Raw genomic sequence first — 17,954 nt, forward strand, 5'->3', positions numbered from 1 at the left:
ATCTCAGCTGGGAGAGCACCTCCCTTACAAGGAGGGGGTCACTGGTTCGAGCCCAGTAGCGACCACCATATCAATTTAGTTTTGCGCTATATCCCAGGTCGCTTAGCTCAGCTGGGAGAGCACCTCCCTTACAAGGAGGGGGTCACTGGTTCGAGCCCAGTAGCGACCACCATCTAGCTTCATCCTCAATATCAACATAATCAAACACCATCTAGCTTCATCCTCAATATCAAACATCATCAAACATCATCAAACATCATCAAACACCATCAAACACCATCAAACACCATCAAAAATAATCCCAACCTAATTAAACAAAACATCATGATTTTTTGATTTCCATTATCATATCTGTTCATTTTTAGTATTGGCCTAGTCGCGAATATAGCTGTTTGTGTTGAATCCTATTGTTTATACCACAATAAAAAAACCACTCATTGTGTGAGTGGCTTTTGCAGTAGAGGTTAGTTACAAACTATCTCGGGTAGGTTTTAATCTAAACCCAGAAAACCACCGGTTTGGTGAGCCCAAAGCTGTGCATATATGCCTTTAGCGTCAATGAGTTCTTGGTGGGTTCCTTGCTCAACAATACAGCCTTTATCTAACACAATTAGCCTATCCATAGCAGCAATCGTCGACAGTCGATGCGCTATCGCTATCACTGTTTTGCCTTCCATTAATTCATACAATGATTCTTGAATCGCGGCTTCGACTTCAGAGTCGAGCGCTGATGTTGCTTCATCAAGTAATAAAATGGGCGCATTCTTTAGCAATACTCTTGCTATGGCAATGCGTTGGCGTTGGCCACCAGATAGCTTGACTCCGCGCTCACCAACTTGGGCATCGAGTCCTTTGTTACCAAATGGGTCAGTTAAATTATCAATAAACTCTGCTGCTTGTGCTTGAGTGATAGCCGCTACTAGTTGCTCGTCACTGGCATGTGGATCGCCGTACAAAATGTTTTCACGAATTGAGCGATGCAGCAAAGATGTGTCCTGAGTAACCATACCAATGTTTGCCCGTAATGAGTCTTGGGTAATATCTGTTATAGGTTGGTCATCAATGAGTATTTGGCCTTTTTCAACATCATGAAAACGCATTAGTAAGTTTACTAATGTCGACTTTCCTGCACCAGAGCGTCCTACTAAACCGACTTTTTCGCCAGCTTTAATATTCAGGTTTAGCTGTTCAATGACTCCTGCTTTTTCGCCATAATGAAAACTCACTTGGTTAAAATCGATTTTACCCTGATCTACAGTAATGTCTTTGGCGTTGGGTTTATCTTGAATCGCAATCGGTTTCGATAAAGTATTCATTCCATCGGTAACGGTACCAATGTTTTCAAATAGCGAACTGATTTCCCACATGATCCACTGTGACATACCATTTAAACGAAGGGCTAAACTTACAGCAATGGCAATTGCGCCAACCGTAATCGCATTGTCAGCCCATAACCAAATAGATACCGCAGCGATAGTAAACGCCAACACGTAATTAATGATTTGTACTAAGACATTAATGATCGTTACCAGGCGCATTTGGCCATAAACAGTTTTTAAGAAATGTGTCATGCTGTCTTGAGCATAGTCAGCTTCTTGGGTGGTATGTGAGAACAGCTTTACAGTAGAAATATTGGTATAACTGTCAACAATACGCCCGGTCATGGTTGAACGAGCATCGGCTTGCTCTGTGGATATCGCCTTTAACTTTGGCACTAATTTCCACTGAATTAAGACGTAAGCAGCCAACCATACCAGCATGGGCAGCATCAGGCGCACATCAGCAGCGGCAATCATCACCAGCATCGAGGTGAAATAAACCAAGATATACATGAGAACGTCGAGTAATTTCATCACAGTTTCACGGACCGCAAGCGATGTTTGCATAACCTTAGTGGCTATTCGTCCGGCAAAGTCATCTTGATAAAATGAGATGCTTTGCTTGAGCAAATAGCGATGTGCTTGCCAGCGAATCGCCATAGGGTAGTTGCCCAATAGTGTTTGATGCACGATAGACGCATGCAGCCAGACAATCAGCGGAATAACCACTAACACAAGCACCGACATGATAATTAATGTTGTACCTTCATCTTGCCATAAGGTTTGCGGGTTTTTGGTCACTAACCAATCGACTAATTTGCCCATAAACCCAAAGAGCGAGACTTCCAAGATCGCCAATATGGCCGTTAGCACCGACATCACAATTAAAGGTAACCCAAATCCGCGGGTATAATGGCGGCAAAATGCATACAGGGTATTGGGGGGCTGGGTCGGCTCTTCTTGTGGCAGTGCTTGGGTCAATGATTCAAAAAATTTAAACATCTAATGCTCTAACGTAATGGTGAAAATTCTGCTGACTAGGATAACGTAAATCTACCAAATGTAATCGGTTAAATTGTTACATTATACGAAACGATTGAGTTCCGTTTTCCGCTAGTCGTGGTTGTTGTGTTTAGGTAAGATAATTACTCAAATACGCAGTGCACTGAAAAAGGTTCAGTTTATCTATTGCACTTGACTAAAGTTAACGAGGCTAACGGAATTAATGGTACAGATTAACAGCGATTGCAATATTACAGCTCAGATCTGCCAACAGGCGAGATTGAGTCGTGATGCACGCTTTGATGGTCAATTTTTTACTGGGGTACTTACCACCGGGATCTATTGCCGCTCAATCTGTCCCGCCCCAGCGCCCTATGAAAAAAATGTTCGTTACTTTGATTCTGCTATAAAAGCGGCGAATGCAGGGCTCCGGCCTTGCCTGAGATGTCGACCAGATAGTGCTCCAAGCTCCTTTGCGTGGTTAGGCACTCAAACAACATTAATGCGAGCCATCAAGTTAATTGAACAAGGCTTTTTAAGTGGCGACAACGCTGGAACTGTCGAGTCGTTGGCACAAAAGCTCGGCATTAGCAGTCGCTATCTACATAAACTCTTTAATCAAGGAATGGGGACATCGCCTAAACGCTTTGCGTTATATCAGCAGTTGATGTTTGCTAAACAGTTATTACACCAAACACAATTATCAATGACTGAAGTTGCTATGGCTGCAGGCTTTAATAGCATCAGGCGGTTTAATGAATTTTTCAAACAACAGTTACTGTTAACCCCGAGTGATTTGCGCCAAAAAAGCCGAGGTTCAACGGACGACACTCATTCTTATAACGATAACCAAGTGAGAACTTACAGTAAACCAATAACATTAGCATTATCTTACCGACCGCCTCTGAGTTGGAGTAAAATGTTAGCTTTTTATGCATTTCGTCAGGTCGACAATATGGAAGTTATTGACGATGAGTTAGGTCGTTATGGTCGAACATTTTCATTTGATGGGGTTGACGGTTTTTTTTATGTTTCGCCTAATATCGATAAACCCCAGCTGGATGTGAGTATTTACTTACTAGATGCTAACGATATTAAATCATTACATCATATTGTACTGCAATTACGACGTATGTTCGATTTAGATGCTGACATGGTCGTTATTCGCCAAGCATTGTTACCCATTATTACATTAGGATCTCAAATTGACTCTGGCTTGCGTATTCCAGCCACGGGCAGTGTGTTTGAAGCTGCTTGTAGAGCTGTGTTAGGGCAACAAGTGAGTGTATTGCAAGCGACTAAGTTATTAAATTTACTGGTTAAGCATTATGGTACAGCACTTCTCATTGATGGTAAGACTTGGCGATTATTTCCGACGCCAGAAACTATTGCTGCAGCATCATTGGATGAACTAAACATGCCTGGTGCTCGAAAATTAGCATTGAATGCTTTGGGGAAATTTGTACATCAACATGCAGACTCAACACCTGACGACTGGCTTGAAGTAAAAGGTATTGGTCCGTGGACTGTCGCGTACGCTAAGATGCGCGGCTTAAGTGATCCAGATATGTTTTTGAGTTCTGATTTAGTTATCAAAAAGCGCTTGTATGCGTTACATGAACAGGCGGGTCAATCCATTGAAACACCAAAATCATATTTAAGTATTGCTGCTGATATGACAAAACAAGCATCACCTTGGGGCAGTTACTTAACCTTTCAGCTTTGGGATTACGATCCTGTCGCTGCCAAAAACGGATAATTTTATGACCCATTTTACGTCGCCTAAGTGCCATGCCTTAGTTACGAGTCCTGTTGGCTTACTGTCGCTTAAAGCATCTGAGCATGGATTAACCCATTTACAGGTTGAGGATCTGGCTCAAAGGAGTTTAACGGTAAACGTTCATGCCCAAGTTGCTTTACCGCAAAGCGATATCGAGCCTGATCGCGCTATATTACTAGAGGCGCAGCGCCACATTGATGAAACTGTGATTCAGTTAGCTGAATATTTCGCTAAGTCAAGGCAACAATTTGATGTGACCTTAGCGCCGAAAGGGACTGTGTTTCAACAAGAGGTTTGGCAAGCATTGAGTCAGTTGCCATTTGGAATGCGTTGCAGTTACAGTGATATCGCTAATACCATAGGTAGGCCTAAAGCGGTCAGAGCGGTAGGTGCAGCAAATGGCGCCAATCCGATAGCGATAATTGTCCCTTGCCATCGCGTGATAGGCAAGGGCGGCAAGCTAACTGGTTATGCTTATGGGCTTGAGATGAAACAGTGGTTACTCGACTTAGAAGGGATTGAACAAATTCGTTAATTTATCTGACTGCTGGGGTAAAGTACGTTAAAATGCGCGATTGATATTCATTTTTTGAGCGCATTTGATACATGACCCAAGCTTCTCTCGCGACGACTTTTGCTGAATTTGGCCTGCATACTCCATTGTTGGCAAGATTGGCTGAGCTTAATCACCTTCAGCCGACCCCTATTCAAGCTGAAACTATTCCAAGCACGCTAACTGGTAAAGATTTACTAGCAGGTGCCAATACCGGCTCGGGTAAAACAGCTGCTTTTGCGCTACCGATATTGCATCAATTAGTCAGTCGTCAAGCTGTATCATCTAAAGGAAATTTTGTTAGTGCGTTAGTTTTAGTGCCTACAAGAGAGTTAGCCAAGCAAGTTGCCGACAGCTTTAAATCCTATGCGGTTCACTTAAATGGTGACATTAAAGTGGTTGCGGCCTTTGGTGGTGTTTCTGTTAACACTCAGATGTTAGCATTACGCGGTGGTGCTGATGTCGTGGTCGCAACACCAGGTCGTCTGCTCGATTTAGTTTCGTCTAACGCATTAAAGCTATCTCAAGTGTCAACCTTAGTGCTTGACGAAGCTGACCGTATGTTAAGTCTAGGTTTTACTGAAGAGCTTACTCAGGTGCTTGACTTACTTCCTAAGAAAAAACAGACGTTATTGTTTTCTGCCACTTTCCCTGATGAAGTTCGCCAACTAACGCAAGCGCTGTTAGTCAATCCGCTTGAGATACAATTACAAAGTGCTGAAGCAAGCACCTTAGTTCAGCGTGTCATGACGGTTAATCGTGAAAAAAAGACTGCCTTACTGGCTCATCTGCTTCAACAACATCAATGGCGTCAAGTGCTCATTTTTGTCGGCGCTAAAAATAGTTGTAATCATTTAGCTCAAAAATTAGCTAAACGTGGTATCACTGCTGAAGTCTTTCACGGAGATAAAGCGCAAGGTGCGCGAAGTCGGGTATTGGAAGGTTTTAAAGCCGGCGAGATTCAAGTGCTCATTGCAACAGACATTGCTGCCCGTGGTCTTGATATTGAAAAATTACCAGTGGTAATTAATTTTGACTTACCGCGCAGTCCAGCAGATTATATGCATCGAATTGGTCGAAGTGGACGTGCAGGAGAGGTCGGTTTAGCGTTGACCTTGCTGTCCCATGATGAGTATCATCACTTCAGTGTTATCGAGAAGAAGAATCAGATCCGCCTTGAGCGTGAACAAGTTGTTGGATTTGAGGCTGATGATGTAGTGCCCGAAAACGTGCTGGAACAACCTAAGCCAATGGCTAAGCCTGAAGGCAGTGGTAAAAAGAAACGTAAAAAGTTGTCCTCAGTTAATGTTGATATTTGGGCTAAAAAACCAGATTAGTAGTAGGTAATATGAAACATATTTTTTGGTTAGTTGATGGACAAGTTGCAGGTCGTAGTGGTCCAAACAAAGATGCATGGAACTTAGCTGAGTTACAGCAAGCGGGTTTCGGTGCAATTGCATCATTAAACAATGGTGAAGGTTGCGACACTAAGGCCATGGCAGAGTTAGGTATTCGTCATAAAGTATTTAATTTACCTGACAATATTCCACCTGAGCCTGAGGATTTAGCCATTTGTGCTGAAATACTACCTCAGGTACTCGCATTTATTCGTGAGTGTGAAGCTGATAATTTACCTGTGTTACTTCATTGTCGTTCAGGCATTAATCGTACTGAAGTGGTAATGGCTTATTACATGATGGAAAATGGTGCAGCGCCCTTACATGCCGTTAGTCAAGTGCGTAATGCCAGTGGTTTAGCGTTTGATGCTGATGGTTGGGATCAGTTTGTGTATGACGTACTCTACGAGCTCCAATCTGCTTCAAACTAATTGAGTTAAATTTAAATATTGCATCAGGGAGACAATAGATGAGATCAATCATTGATTTCATCTATGTCTCCTTTCGTTGTTTTAAAGGGCTTAGATCAGCGTAAATATTTATGCTCATGAGTCATTTGATATATATTTTAGGCAGTTATGTCAGGTAATGCCTATAATGTGAATTGTCACACAGCATTTAGCTATTTGAAGTTTACGTTATTTTTTGAGCTGCCTTTTCCGTTCCATATAGACTAATCGTGGTGACAAGAGTATTGATAGCAATAGTCATTTGCGGCAAGCGGTTAACGTAACTTGATAACTCGGTAATATTTATCAAGAATTAATGACAAAAAATGATGTATTGAAGCGTGATCGCAATCGGCATTATATCAGTGCTGACTATTATCAGGTGAATTGCTAATTTTGTGATTTGTAATGCTATTTGTAGATAAATGACGATAAAAGCTAGTCTACATATTGCCAATAAATGCTATAGTGAAGTTGATTTCAGTCTTCAGATGAAGGGGTAATAATGAGTCCTAAAATAAGCAAAGCGAATCAATCACAGGGGCTGTTGCTTTTTAAGTTGAATCAAACACAATTATTTGCCTTGGGTACTCTAAAAATTCGTGAACTCGTACCGTATACTCCTTTAACTAAAATCCCGCATTCTCACCCTGCTATTCTTGGCGCGGCGACTATTCGTGGTATGACTATACCGGTTATTGATATGGCGGCTTCTATTGGCTATAAACCTGTGAGTGAATCTGAGCGAAAAGATTGCTACATCATCATTACCGATTGTCAGCGAATGGTCATTGGTTTTCTGGTGCGTGGCATTGATAAGATCATTGAGTGTAATTGGCGTAATATTGAGGCGCCTTCTGGCAACTTAGGCAAAAATGCCTTTTTAACTGGTGTCACTCGTTTTAATGATCAATTAGTGCAATTACTTGATGTCGAATTGTTATTATCGAAAATATTCCCTGATGATCCCATTAGTAATCGAGCAATATTAACCGATGTTCAACGTGAAAAATTATCACCATTGCGTATTTTGTTGGTGGATGACTCCAAAGTTGCCCGTAAACAATTATCCGATGCTCTGGACTCCATTAATATAGCGTATCAAGTCACCGCAGATGGCCGTGATGCATTGCAAATGATGCAGCTAGCCGCCGCAGAAAGAAAACCTATCGACTTATTGGTAAGTGATATTGAAATGCCAGGTCTAGATGGTTACGAATTAGCCTTCGAAGTTAAAAATAATCCGGCAATTGAGCATGCATATATTATTCTTCATACCTCATTATCGAGTGAAATAAGTGTCAGCCAAGCCAAGCAAGTTGGCGCCAATGAGGCATTAACGAAATTTGATGCTAAAGAGCTGATTGAAGCAATGCTTAGAGGCGCACAGGCATTACAACCAAGTTAATGGTGATATTTTTTGATATTTATTCATTTTTAACATGGTTAACAATTTTGCAGCAAGTTGTCGGTAAGCTTCAATTTAATGCTTTCTTTATGAGCGAAGCTTAAATTTTTTTACTCATTTTGTATCAATACTAGACTTATCACACACCATCCTGATATATAGCTATGAGGCTTTTACAGTGTTCAGTATATTCGCTGTTCACAAGGTAATGCTTAACTTTAATGAGGGAGTGCTATCCCTGAAAACGGAATGATTGAAGTGTGTTAATTGAGCGTGTTGAATTGATCGTACATCAATGAGTAAAACAGCAGGGTGTTTTCAGTAATAGCATTGATATTATCAATGATGTTGTCAGTATTAAAACGTATGTTTTATATCACCACATGCAGTGGGTGATAACTGTTCAGATATGATTAACATTTTGATGTTTCCCTTTCTAAAGATAAGTAAAACCTTGATCATAAAAAGCTATAAATATAATAATCATAGGTTAAGTAATGAATCAAAAAACATCACTATTCGCTCGTATCGCTCACGGTAGCCTTGTGCTTCAAATTATCAGCGGGATCATTTTGGGTGTGGTCCTGGCAAGTATTTCCACAACTGGTGCCAACAATGTGGCTTTTTTAGGCTCACTCTTTGTGGGAGCTTTAAAGGCGATTGCGCCAATACTGGTTTTTGTTTTGGTGGCATCATCTATTGCTAATCAAAAGAAAAATAGCCAAACCAATATGCGTCCGATTATTGGGCTATATCTTCTGGGAACCTTTGCTGCAGCATTAACCGCAGTGTTATTTAGTTTTGCGTTTCCAACCACTTTACTATTAACCGCCGGAATTGAAGGCTCAAATCCTCCTCAAGGCATTAGTGAAGTTATCAATACCTTATTATTTAAAATTGTCGATAATCCAGTTAATGCATTATTAACCGGTAATTATATTGGCATTTTGGTGTGGGGTGCAGGCTTAGGGATAACCATGCATCATGCCAGTGACAGTACTAAGAGAATGCTTTCTGATGTCAGTGATGCAGTGTCGAATATTGTCCGCTTTGTTATCCGTTTAGCACCTATCGGTATTTTTGGCTTAGTGGCTGCTACCTTTGCCGAAACAGGTTTTGAAGCCATAGCAGGCTATGGTCAATTACTGATGGTGTTAGTGGGATCGATGCTATTTATTGCTTTGGTGGTTAACCCTATTATTGTGTATGTCAAAATTAAACGTAATCCTTATCCATTAGTGTTTAAGTGTTTACGTGAAAGCGGGGTTACGGCATTTTTTACTCGTTCTAGTGCAGCCAATATCCCGGTAAACATGGCTTTATGTGAAGAACTTAAATTGCATAAAGACACCTATTCAGTGTCTATTCCTCTTGGTGCAACCATCAATATGGGCGGTGCAGCGATTACTATTACGGTATTAACTTTAGCTGCTGCAAATACATTGGGAATTCAAGTCGATTTTATGACGGCACTGTTATTGAGTGTTATTGCTTCTGTTTCAGCTTGTGGTGCATCAGGTGTTGCCGGTGGGTCGCTATTGTTGATTCCATTAGCATGTAGCTTATTTGGTATTTCTAATGATGTTGCGATGCAAGTGGTGGCTGTTGGCTTTATCATTGGAGTGATCCAAGACTCTGCTGAAACAGCATTGAATAGCTCTACGGATGTAATATTTACCGCTGCAGCATGTGAAGCCGCTGAAGCGAAAGAAGCTGCTCAAGCTAGTTAATGTTATGACACTGATTAAAAAAATGCTGACGTCACCGCGTCAGCATTTTTTTTCGTCTAATCTGGCTTCACTCATATTATTAAAATGGATGCTGACTAAAAAAAGTCATTTCAGCTTGGCTGTAAGGGTGAGTAATTGTCAGTGACTGTGCATGCAAGTTTAAACGTTTACTGGCATTGATCGTTGCTGCATCACCATAAAATTCATCGCCTAAAATAGCATGACCAAGGGATAACATATGCACCCTAAGTTGATGAGTGCGACCCGTATGCGGCTTAAGTTCCATCAAGGTTGAGTGTGTTCTATGTTCAAGTACTTGGAAGTAGGTTAACGCAGCTTTGCCTGTGCTGGTGAGCATTTGAAATGGCGGCGAATCAGGGTTTGGGCCGATAGCAAAGTTTACTTTCCCCTGCTGTTCATCGACGTGGCCAGTGACTTCTGCAATATACACTTTTTTGGCTTGGCGATTTTGAAATTGAATTTTTAAATGTGATTCGGCTTTTTTGGTTCGCGCAAAAATCATAATACCCGAGGTGTCGCAATCTAAACGATGGATCAAAATGGCTTCAGGATGGCATAGTTGCAAGCGGGTTATTGCGGTATCAAATGTGTCTGGCGAGCGTCCTGGGTTTGATAATAACCCAGAAGGTTTATTAATCACGATAATATCACGGTCTTTATAGCGAATGTCCAACCAAGGAATAGATGGCGGCTTATATGTAAAGATGTGCATGATAAGGTGTTCTCTTTGATTGAGTCTGATTCAGGTAAGATGTGTGGCACTGATGCTTATGAGTACTCAGCCATGCGCACTTATGGTGAGAATAATAACAAAATTTTGCTAATAACAAAAAATCAATTATCCAATTGATATAGAGATGTTTGGCTAAAGGTTGTTTACCAAGTCGCTAACCACAAGCGCAACGACATGCCCCAACTGCTGGTTACGCCTGAGGTGACAAAGCGAATATTGTTATTCGTATCGATGATATAAATCGCGGGTAGAGCCATTGCGCCCCATTGTTGGCTTAATGATATTGCCTGAGGTTGGTTTTGTTGATTGATCACCTCAAAACGATAATCATGCTGCTGCATAAAGGTTGTTATTTCAGCATCGGTACCTGATGCAACTGCAATAGAAACCACTTGATAATCTTGATCTGAACTGACCGAGTTAACCATAGGCGAGGTGACTTGGCATATCGGGCACCAAGTACCCCAAAAATATACCAACGTAGGTTTATTGCTGATACTCAAAGAGTTGGATTGCTGTTCCATCTCAACAGATGTTGAGGTAAACAGTGATATGGGTTTATTGGTTATCGAGTGTGCTTCAATTGGGACAGCAGCACCTTTGCGCATATCTCGTTGCAAATAACTGGCAATAAAAAATAATGCTATTCCAATGAGTGTGATATCACGAAGGCTTGTAAGCCAAAATCGCTTGGATTTGAGGGTAGATTTTAGGTTGATTACCCATGATGGCATTCTTAATTCACTCCTGTTATTTCTCTCTATAATGGTAAATATTCAGCAGGCGTTTTACGACTATACAATCTGCTATAGGCCATCAATTGCGGATAAAAGGTTCTAAATGCAATTTCGATGTCAACATAAATTTTATCAATATCTTTAATGGCATGGTCAAACAATTCAGGTTTTGATAATCGCTTACTTACCCCCTTAATCGCCTGGTTTAACCCCGGCCTTGTTTGATAACTACTTAACCAATCCTGCTCAATAATTTGTGGCGCTATTGCTTGTAATGTCGAAGGGAGTTCAAGTGTCGTATTGAGCTGGTGGTAGGCTTTTTGACAAAACTCATCTAGTGGCTGATGATGGTACTCTTCCCAATAAAAGGCTAAATAATGATCAAATACTAGGTCAATCAATATGGGGGCTACCCGACGTGAGGTTTTAGGGAATAACTTGAGCAAATCGATAATAATTTCATGACTGTCAGTAATTTGGTCTATTTGACGGTGTAGCCATATTCCTTGCTGCAGATGCTTCGGATGTTGGCTAATGTTACCTTTGGCGAAATCTCCCGACAAATTAGCTACTAGGTGAGTATTGCTGATGTCGGCTAAATGTAAGTGAGCTAGAAAGTTCATAAATGGTACTTCTAATTTTATTATTTTACAGTATGATACAAGCCGTTTGTAACGAACTGTTACAATTAGGCTAGAGTGTGAACTTAATCATAACGATTTATATAAAAATGTCATTGAGTATTGGACATCATTATTGTTGTGACATGCTCAAATATAACAGCCGTTAAAGGGTATATGATTAATCTTAAGGGTCAAGGATGATGAAGAGTTTGATAAAAAAGTTATTAGGTCGGTCTACAGTACCTAAGAGAAATAAAGTACACATAGATATGCGCTACGAAGAGCATTCATATAAGTCGAATCAACCATTTAATGACGCTAAGCCCAATTCGATTGATACAGATGATATTGCTACAGAGGTTATTAAACAAAAACCGACAAAAAAGTAATCAGTAAACTTGATCTTAACCGGCGCTCGCCATAGACTAGCGGCCGTTTTTACTGTTGAGATTATACCATGCGCGTTGCAGATTTTTCGTTCGAACTCCCAGATGAGCTAATTGCTCGCTATCCGACAGCACAACGCAATGCTTCGCGTTTACTCACGCTAAGTGGCGAAAACGGTCAGCTTGCCGACAAACAATTCACCGATTTACTCAATTTGATCAACCCTGGTGATTTGATGGTGTTTAATAACACTCGAGTTATTCCAGCGCGATTATTCGGGCAAAAATCTACGGGTGGGAAGCTTGAAATTCTCGTAGAACGTATGCTTGACGACAAACGTATTTTGGCCCATGTTCGCAGTTCTAAATCCCCTAAAGTTGATACTCTTATCGACTTAGATGGCGGATATCAAATGAAAATGTTAGCCCGTCATGATGCCTTGTTCGAACTTGAGCTTCTGTCTGATAAAAGTGTATTAGCAGTGCTTGAAGATGTCGGCCATATGCCTCTGCCTCCTTATATCGACCGTCCAGATGAAGACGCTGATAAAGAGCGTTATCAAACGGTATATAACCAAACGCCAGGTGCTGTGGCTGCGCCAACGGCAGGTTTGCACTTTGACGATGCCATGTTGGCTGAATTAAAAGCTAAAGGTGTCAATATTGCTTTTGTGACCTTGCATGTAGGTGCAGGTACGTTTCAACCGGTTCGAGTTGATAATATTCTTGAGCACAAAATGCATTCAGAGTGGGCTAATGTTGGCCAAGATGTCGTTGATCTCATCACACAAACCAAAGCCAATGGTCATCGTGTGATTGCCGTCGGAACAACGTCTGTTCGTTCGCTTGAAAGTGCAGCCAGAGCCAGTGGCGATGGCCCATTACAAGCCTTCTGTGGTGATACAGATATTTTTATTTATCCCGGTTTTCAATTTAAAATCGTTGATGCCATGGTGACCAATTTTCATTTGCCTGAGTCGACATTGATCATGCTATTAAGCGCTTTTGCTGGTTTTGATGAAGTGATGAACGCTTATCAACATGCTATTACGCAGAAATATCGCTTTTTTAGCTATGGTGATGCCATGTTTGTGACGAAAAAAGCCCCCTAAGCAACGAATTTGATTTAAAATACTCGCCCACAATAGTGGGCGTTTTTTTGATTTAATGTCTCAGTAACCTTGAAGCATTAAGATTTGCCCTCATTACTATAGAAACTAAACGAGTCAGACTGTTTATCTGGCAAGGTGATTTATGAAATTTGAATTAGATACAACAGATGGTCGTGCACGTCGCGGACGTCTTATTTTTGATCGTGGCACCGTAGAAACGCCAGCATTTATGCCAGTGGGAACATACGGTACCGTAAAAGGGATGACGCCGGAAGAAGTGCGCGCGACGGGTGCCGATATTTTATTGGGTAACACCTTCCATTTATGGCTGCGTCCAGGTGAAGAAATCATGCGTAAGCATGGTGACTTGCACGATTTTATGAATTGGCAGCGTCCAATTCTAACGGACTCAGGCGGATTCCAAGTGTTCAGCTTAGGTGACATCCGTAAAATAACCGAAGAAGGTGTGCATTTTCGTTCACCGATTAACGGTGAAAAGATTTTCTTAGACCCAGAAAAATCAATGCAAATTCAGGATTCTTTGGGTTCTGACGTGGTGATGATTTTTGATGAATGTACTCCATATCCAGCAACTCATGACGAAGCGCGTAAATCGATGCAAATGTCATTGCGTTGGGCAAAACGCTCGCGAGATGAGTTTGACCGCTTAGAAAATCCAAACTCTTTGTTTGGTATTATTCAAGGTGGAGTATTTGAAGACTTACGTGACGAGAGTATAAAGGGTCTTTTAGATATTGGATTTGATGGCTATGCCGTTGGTGGTCTAGCCGTGGGCGAGCCTAAAGCTGACATGCACCGCATTTTAGAGCATGTTTGTCCGCAGATCCCTGCTGACAAACCTCGCTACTTGATGGGCGTAGGTAAACCTGAAGACTTAGTTGAGGGAGTGCGTCGCGGTGTGGATATGTTTGACTGTGTTATGCCAACGCGTAATGCCCGTAATGGTCATTTATTTACCAGTGAAGGTGTGATTAAAATCCGCAATGCGCGTCATCGCGATGATACATCAACATTAGATCCTAAGTGTGATTGTTACACCTGTAAAAACTATTCACGTGCATATTTATACCATTTAGATCGTTGTAATGAAATTTTAGGTGCGCGTTTAAACACCATCCATAATTTACGATATTATCAAATGTTGATGGAAGGTTTGCGTGGCGCAATTGAGACAGGTACATTAGACACCTTTGTTAAGGAGTTCTACACCAGTTTCGGTCGTGAAGTACCTGAATTAACCGTTTAATTTTAGCTAATAAGAAGAGAGAACTATGTTTATTTCAAATGCATATGCAAACCCAATCAGTGGCGCTGCCGGTGGCGAAACCATGCAGTTAATTTTCATGCTAGTCATGTTTGGATTAATTTTTTACTTCATGATTTTCCGTCCGCAGTCAAAGCGTGTTAAAGAACACAAAAACTTAATGGCCTCTATTTCAAAAGGTGATGAAGTATTAACCAGTGGTGGCATTCTAGGCAAAGTAACCAAAATCGGTGAAGAAAGTGATTATGTGTTATTAGCTATTAACGATAACAACCAAATCACGATCAAAAAGGATTATATTGCAGCGGTATTGCCTAAAGGTTCTATCCAGTCGTTATAAAGCCAAGAGGGCTATGGTGTGTTAAATAAATACCCAATGTGGAAAAATATCATGGTGATGCTCATCATCGCCATTGGTAGTTTTTATGCAATACCAAATTTGTTTGGTGAAGATCATGCAGTACAGATCGTCGCAACCCGCGGCGCTGAAGTCACTGCATCGACTCAAACGACTGTGGTTGATTTATTAGAGAGTCAGGGTATTGCGGTAAAGCGTGCCGAGCTTGAAAATGGTCAGTTATTAGTTCGTGTGCAAAATCCTGAGCAGCAGCTGTTGGCAAAAGAGTCTATTGCTGAACTGCTTGGCCAGAAATATACCGTTGCATTGAACTTAGCACCGGCAACCCCAAAATGGCTTGAAGCTGTTGGTGGTTCGCCGATGAAATTAGGTTTAGATTTGCGTGGCGGTGTTCACTTCTTAATGGAAGTGGATATGGGCGAAGCAATCCGTAAAATGGAAGAAGCTAAAATAGCAGATTTCAGAAGCCAACTTCGTGAAGAGAAAATTCGTTACGCTGGTATTCGTAAAACCCCAAAAGGGATTGCGATTAAGTTTCGTGACGCTGCAACTGTTGACCAAGCTGAGACATATTTAAAAACTCGCAGTAAAGACATGACCTATACCGATGCTAGCAGCGGTAATGAGTTTATGCTGCTTGCTACCATGAGTGATGCTTATCTTAAACAGATTAAGGAAGAAGCACTTCAGCAAAACATTACCACTATCCGTAACCGTGTTAACGAGCTTGGTGTTGCTGAGCCAGTAGTTCAACGTCAAGGCGCTGAGCGCATTATTGTTGAATTACCAGGTGTGCAAGATACCGCGCGTGCAAAAGAGATTTTAGGTGCAACAGCATCGATTGAATTTCGTATGGTTGACGACAAAGCTGATGTGAGTGCAGCGGCAAGTGGCCGTGTACCTGCTGGTGCAGAAGTGTACCAACGTCGTGAAGGTGGGATTGCGGTATTGAAGAAAGAAGTGATGTTAACTGGTGATCATATTACTGGTGCGCAACCAACTTTCGATGAATATAGCCGTCCACAGGTTGCGATTAATCTAGACGCTAAAGGCGGCTCGATTTTCTCAAACGTCACCAAAGACAATATCGGTAAACCAATGGCAACATTGTTTATTGAATATAAAGACAGTGGTACACGTAATCCTGATGGCACAGTGAAAATGACTCGTATTGAAGAGGTCATTTCAGTTGCTACCATTCAAGCGCGTTTAGGTCGTAATTTTGTGATTACGGGTCTTGAACACACTGAAGCACAAAGTTTAGCGTTATTGCTTCGTGCTGGTGCCTTAATTGCGCCTGTGACTATCGTAGAAGAAAGAACTATTGGCCCAAGCTTAGGTGCTGAAAACATCCAAAATGGTGTTCAAGCAATGATTTGGGGTATGGTTGTTGTACTTGTATTCATGATGGTTTACTACCGTGCATTTGGCTTTATTGCCAACCTTGCATTATTGGCGAACTTAATCATGGTTGTTGGTGTGATGTCGATGATCCCAGGTGCGGTATTAACCTTACCAGGTATTGCTGGCATGGTATTAACTGTGGGTATGGCGGTAGACGGAAACGTGCTGATTTTTGAGCGTATTCGTGAAGAACTTCTTGGCGGTCGTAGCGTTCAACAAGCCATCCATGAAGGTTATGGTAATGCATTTTCAACCATTGCAGATGCCAACATCACCACCTTTATGACAGCATTAATTTTATTTGCTGTTGGTACCGGAGCGGTGAAAGGCTTTGCTGTTACCTTAATGATAGGTATCGCGACTTCTATGTTTACTGCCATCGTAGGCACACGTTCAATCGTGAATGCGGTTTGGGGTGGTAAGCGCGTTAAGTCATTGTCTATCTAAGGGAGACGTTGAATATGTTACAGATATTTTCAGTAAAGAACACAGTCGACTTTCTTCGTCATGCTAAAATCATCAGTATTATGTCGATGCTTCTGGTTATTGCCTCACTAGGGTCGCTTGCGACTCAAGGCATTAACTGGGGTTTGGACTTCACTGGCGGCACGGTAGTCGAAATGGAGTTTTCAGCTCCTGTCGACTTGAACGCTTTGCGCGGCACTATGACTTCAGCGGAAGCTGAAGGTGCAGTAGTACAGAACTTTGGTTCAAGCCGCGATATATTGGTGCGTTTACCGGTCAGAAATGAGCTAAAAAGTGATGTCCAGGTTGCCGCGGTATTAGCCGCAGCGCAATCAATTGATGCGGGCGTGATTCAAAAGCGAGTTGAGTTTGTTGGTCCTCAGGTAGGTAAAGAGTTAGCAGAGCAAGGTGGCTTAGCGGTTATTGTTGCCCTAATCTGTATTCTTATCTATGTGTCATTTCGTTTTGAGTGGCGTTTAGCAGCAGGTTCTGTTGCGGCGTTAGCCCATGACGTTATTGTTACTTTAGGGGTGTTTTCGGTATTACAGCTTGAATTTGACTTGACCGTATTGGCAGGTTTGTTGACAGTTGTGGGTTACTCACTTAACGATACTATCGTGGTGTATGACCGTATCCGTGAAAACTTCCTCAAAATGCGTAAAGGCACACCTGAAGAGATTGTGAATACCTCAATCACCCAGACCATGAGCCGTACCGTTATTACTACGGGTACCACATTAATTACCGTTATTGCGCTGTTCTTAAAAGGTGGCACGATGATCCATGGCTTTGCAACAGCATTGCTATTAGGTATTTTTGTCGGTACATATTCATCAATTTACGTGGCAAGTTACTTAGCCGTTAAATTGGGTATTAACCGTGAGCACATGTTACCTGTAGAGATTGAAAAAGAAGGTGCTGACCAACCTTCAATGATGCCTTAATATGCATTGTTAATTATTTAATCGCTAACAATAAACCCCAGCTTGCTGGGGTTTATTGTTTATGGAAGGTCACTATTTTGAGATGTTAAATGTGTTTTACAGGCCACCAACAAGGTTTTGTACCACAGGGTTTGCGGATCGATTATTAGCGCTTCCCATCCGTCGCTACCGAGGATTTCAACGCCGGTAAAAACCAATCTTGTTTGTATGAGGTTTGCTGATACTCTAAATGTGCCGATATCAGTATC

Annotated in this window: 15 protein-coding genes and 2 tRNA genes; 13 read left to right on the forward strand and 4 right to left on the reverse strand. The window is 41.6% G+C overall.

The window, feature by feature from the left end; genetic code table 11:
- Both ACED29_RS10955 and ACED29_RS10960 read left to right on the forward strand, forming a co-directional pair.
- Positions 1 to 68 (forward strand) — tRNA-Val (locus tag ACED29_RS10955).
- Positions 69 to 96: 28 nt separating this feature from the next.
- Positions 97 to 172, forward strand: a tRNA-Val gene (locus ACED29_RS10960).
- A 319-nt stretch (positions 173 to 491) separates the two neighbouring features.
- Here ACED29_RS10960 and ACED29_RS10965 read toward each other — a convergent pair.
- On the reverse strand, positions 492 to 2,321 hold the full coding sequence (locus ACED29_RS10965; RefSeq protein ID WP_371697673.1) for an ABC transporter ATP-binding protein: 1,830 nt from the start codon (positions 2,319 to 2,321) through the stop codon (positions 492 to 494).
- A gap of 223 nt (positions 2,322 to 2,544) precedes the next feature.
- Here ACED29_RS10965 and ACED29_RS10970 point away from each other — a divergent pair, with 223 nt between their 5' ends.
- The 6 genes from ACED29_RS10970 to sstT all read left to right on the forward strand — a co-directional run bounded on the left by ACED29_RS10970 (position 2,545) and on the right by sstT (position 9,638).
- Complete coding sequence (locus ACED29_RS10970; protein WP_371697674.1) at positions 2,545 to 4,080, forward strand: DNA-3-methyladenine glycosylase 2 family protein; 1,536 nt, start codon at positions 2,545 to 2,547, stop codon at positions 4,078 to 4,080.
- A gap of 4 nt (positions 4,081 to 4,084) precedes the next feature.
- A complete protein-coding gene (locus tag ACED29_RS10975) occupies positions 4,085 to 4,636 on the forward strand; it encodes a methylated-DNA--[protein]-cysteine S-methyltransferase (protein ID WP_371697675.1) in 552 nt (183 codons plus the stop codon).
- Positions 4,637 to 4,707: 71 nt separating this feature from the next.
- A complete protein-coding gene (locus ACED29_RS10980) occupies positions 4,708 to 5,991 on the forward strand; it encodes a DEAD/DEAH box helicase (protein WP_124016287.1) in 1,284 nt (427 codons plus the stop codon).
- Between the two features lie 11 nt (positions 5,992 to 6,002).
- On the forward strand, positions 6,003 to 6,482 hold the full coding sequence (locus tag ACED29_RS10985; protein ID WP_124016288.1) for a dual specificity protein phosphatase family protein: 480 nt from the start codon (positions 6,003 to 6,005) through the stop codon (positions 6,480 to 6,482).
- Positions 6,483 to 7,005: 523 nt separating this feature from the next.
- Entirely contained in the window at positions 7,006 to 7,908 is a 903-nt protein-coding gene (locus tag ACED29_RS10990) for a chemotaxis protein CheV (protein ID WP_124016289.1), read from the forward strand.
- Positions 7,909 to 8,405: 497 nt separating this feature from the next.
- Entirely contained in the window at positions 8,406 to 9,638 is a 1,233-nt protein-coding gene (gene sstT, locus ACED29_RS10995; protein WP_182698087.1) for a serine/threonine transporter SstT, read from the forward strand.
- Between the two features lie 79 nt (positions 9,639 to 9,717).
- Here the strand turns inward: sstT and ACED29_RS11000 are convergent, their stop codons facing one another.
- From ACED29_RS11000 to ACED29_RS11010, 3 genes are all read right to left on the reverse strand, one after another.
- Entirely contained in the window at positions 9,718 to 10,371 is a 654-nt protein-coding gene (locus ACED29_RS11000; RefSeq protein WP_371697676.1) for an RluA family pseudouridine synthase, read from the reverse strand.
- A gap of 164 nt (positions 10,372 to 10,535) precedes the next feature.
- A complete protein-coding gene (locus ACED29_RS11005; RefSeq protein WP_182723282.1) occupies positions 10,536 to 11,126 on the reverse strand; it encodes a protein disulfide oxidoreductase in 591 nt (196 codons plus the stop codon).
- A gap of 26 nt (positions 11,127 to 11,152) precedes the next feature.
- Positions 11,153 to 11,752, reverse strand: a complete 600-nt coding sequence (locus ACED29_RS11010; protein WP_124016293.1) for an ACP phosphodiesterase — start codon at positions 11,750 to 11,752, stop codon at positions 11,153 to 11,155.
- A 457-nt stretch (positions 11,753 to 12,209) separates the two neighbouring features.
- Between ACED29_RS11010 and queA the strand changes: the two genes are divergently transcribed.
- From queA to secF, 5 genes are all read left to right on the forward strand, one after another.
- Positions 12,210 to 13,250, forward strand: coding sequence for a tRNA preQ1(34) S-adenosylmethionine ribosyltransferase-isomerase QueA (gene queA, locus ACED29_RS11015; protein ID WP_371697677.1), 1,041 nt, complete (start codon positions 12,210 to 12,212; stop codon positions 13,248 to 13,250).
- Positions 13,251 to 13,392: 142 nt separating this feature from the next.
- The gene (gene tgt, locus ACED29_RS11020) at positions 13,393 to 14,517 is read left to right on the forward strand and encodes a tRNA guanosine(34) transglycosylase Tgt (RefSeq protein WP_124016295.1); all 1,125 of its coding nucleotides are present in this window, start codon (positions 13,393 to 13,395) and stop codon (positions 14,515 to 14,517) included.
- 25 nt (positions 14,518 to 14,542) lie between these two features.
- Positions 14,543 to 14,875 carry a preprotein translocase subunit YajC gene (yajC, locus tag ACED29_RS11025; RefSeq protein WP_124016296.1) on the forward strand — a complete coding sequence of 111 codons (333 nt, stop codon included), beginning with the start codon at positions 14,543 to 14,545 and terminating at the stop codon, positions 14,873 to 14,875.
- An 18-nt stretch (positions 14,876 to 14,893) separates the two neighbouring features.
- Positions 14,894 to 16,744, forward strand: coding sequence for a protein translocase subunit SecD (gene secD / locus ACED29_RS11030; RefSeq protein ID WP_124016297.1), 1,851 nt, complete (start codon positions 14,894 to 14,896; stop codon positions 16,742 to 16,744).
- A gap of 14 nt (positions 16,745 to 16,758) precedes the next feature.
- Positions 16,759 to 17,706, forward strand: coding sequence for a protein translocase subunit SecF (gene secF / locus ACED29_RS11035; protein ID WP_124016298.1), 948 nt, complete (start codon positions 16,759 to 16,761; stop codon positions 17,704 to 17,706).
- The last annotated feature ends 248 nt before the right edge of the window (positions 17,707 to 17,954 follow it).

Source organism: Shewanella sp. 5S214, assembly GCF_041439795.1.
Lineage (GTDB): Bacteria > Pseudomonadota > Gammaproteobacteria > Enterobacterales > Shewanellaceae > Shewanella > Shewanella vesiculosa.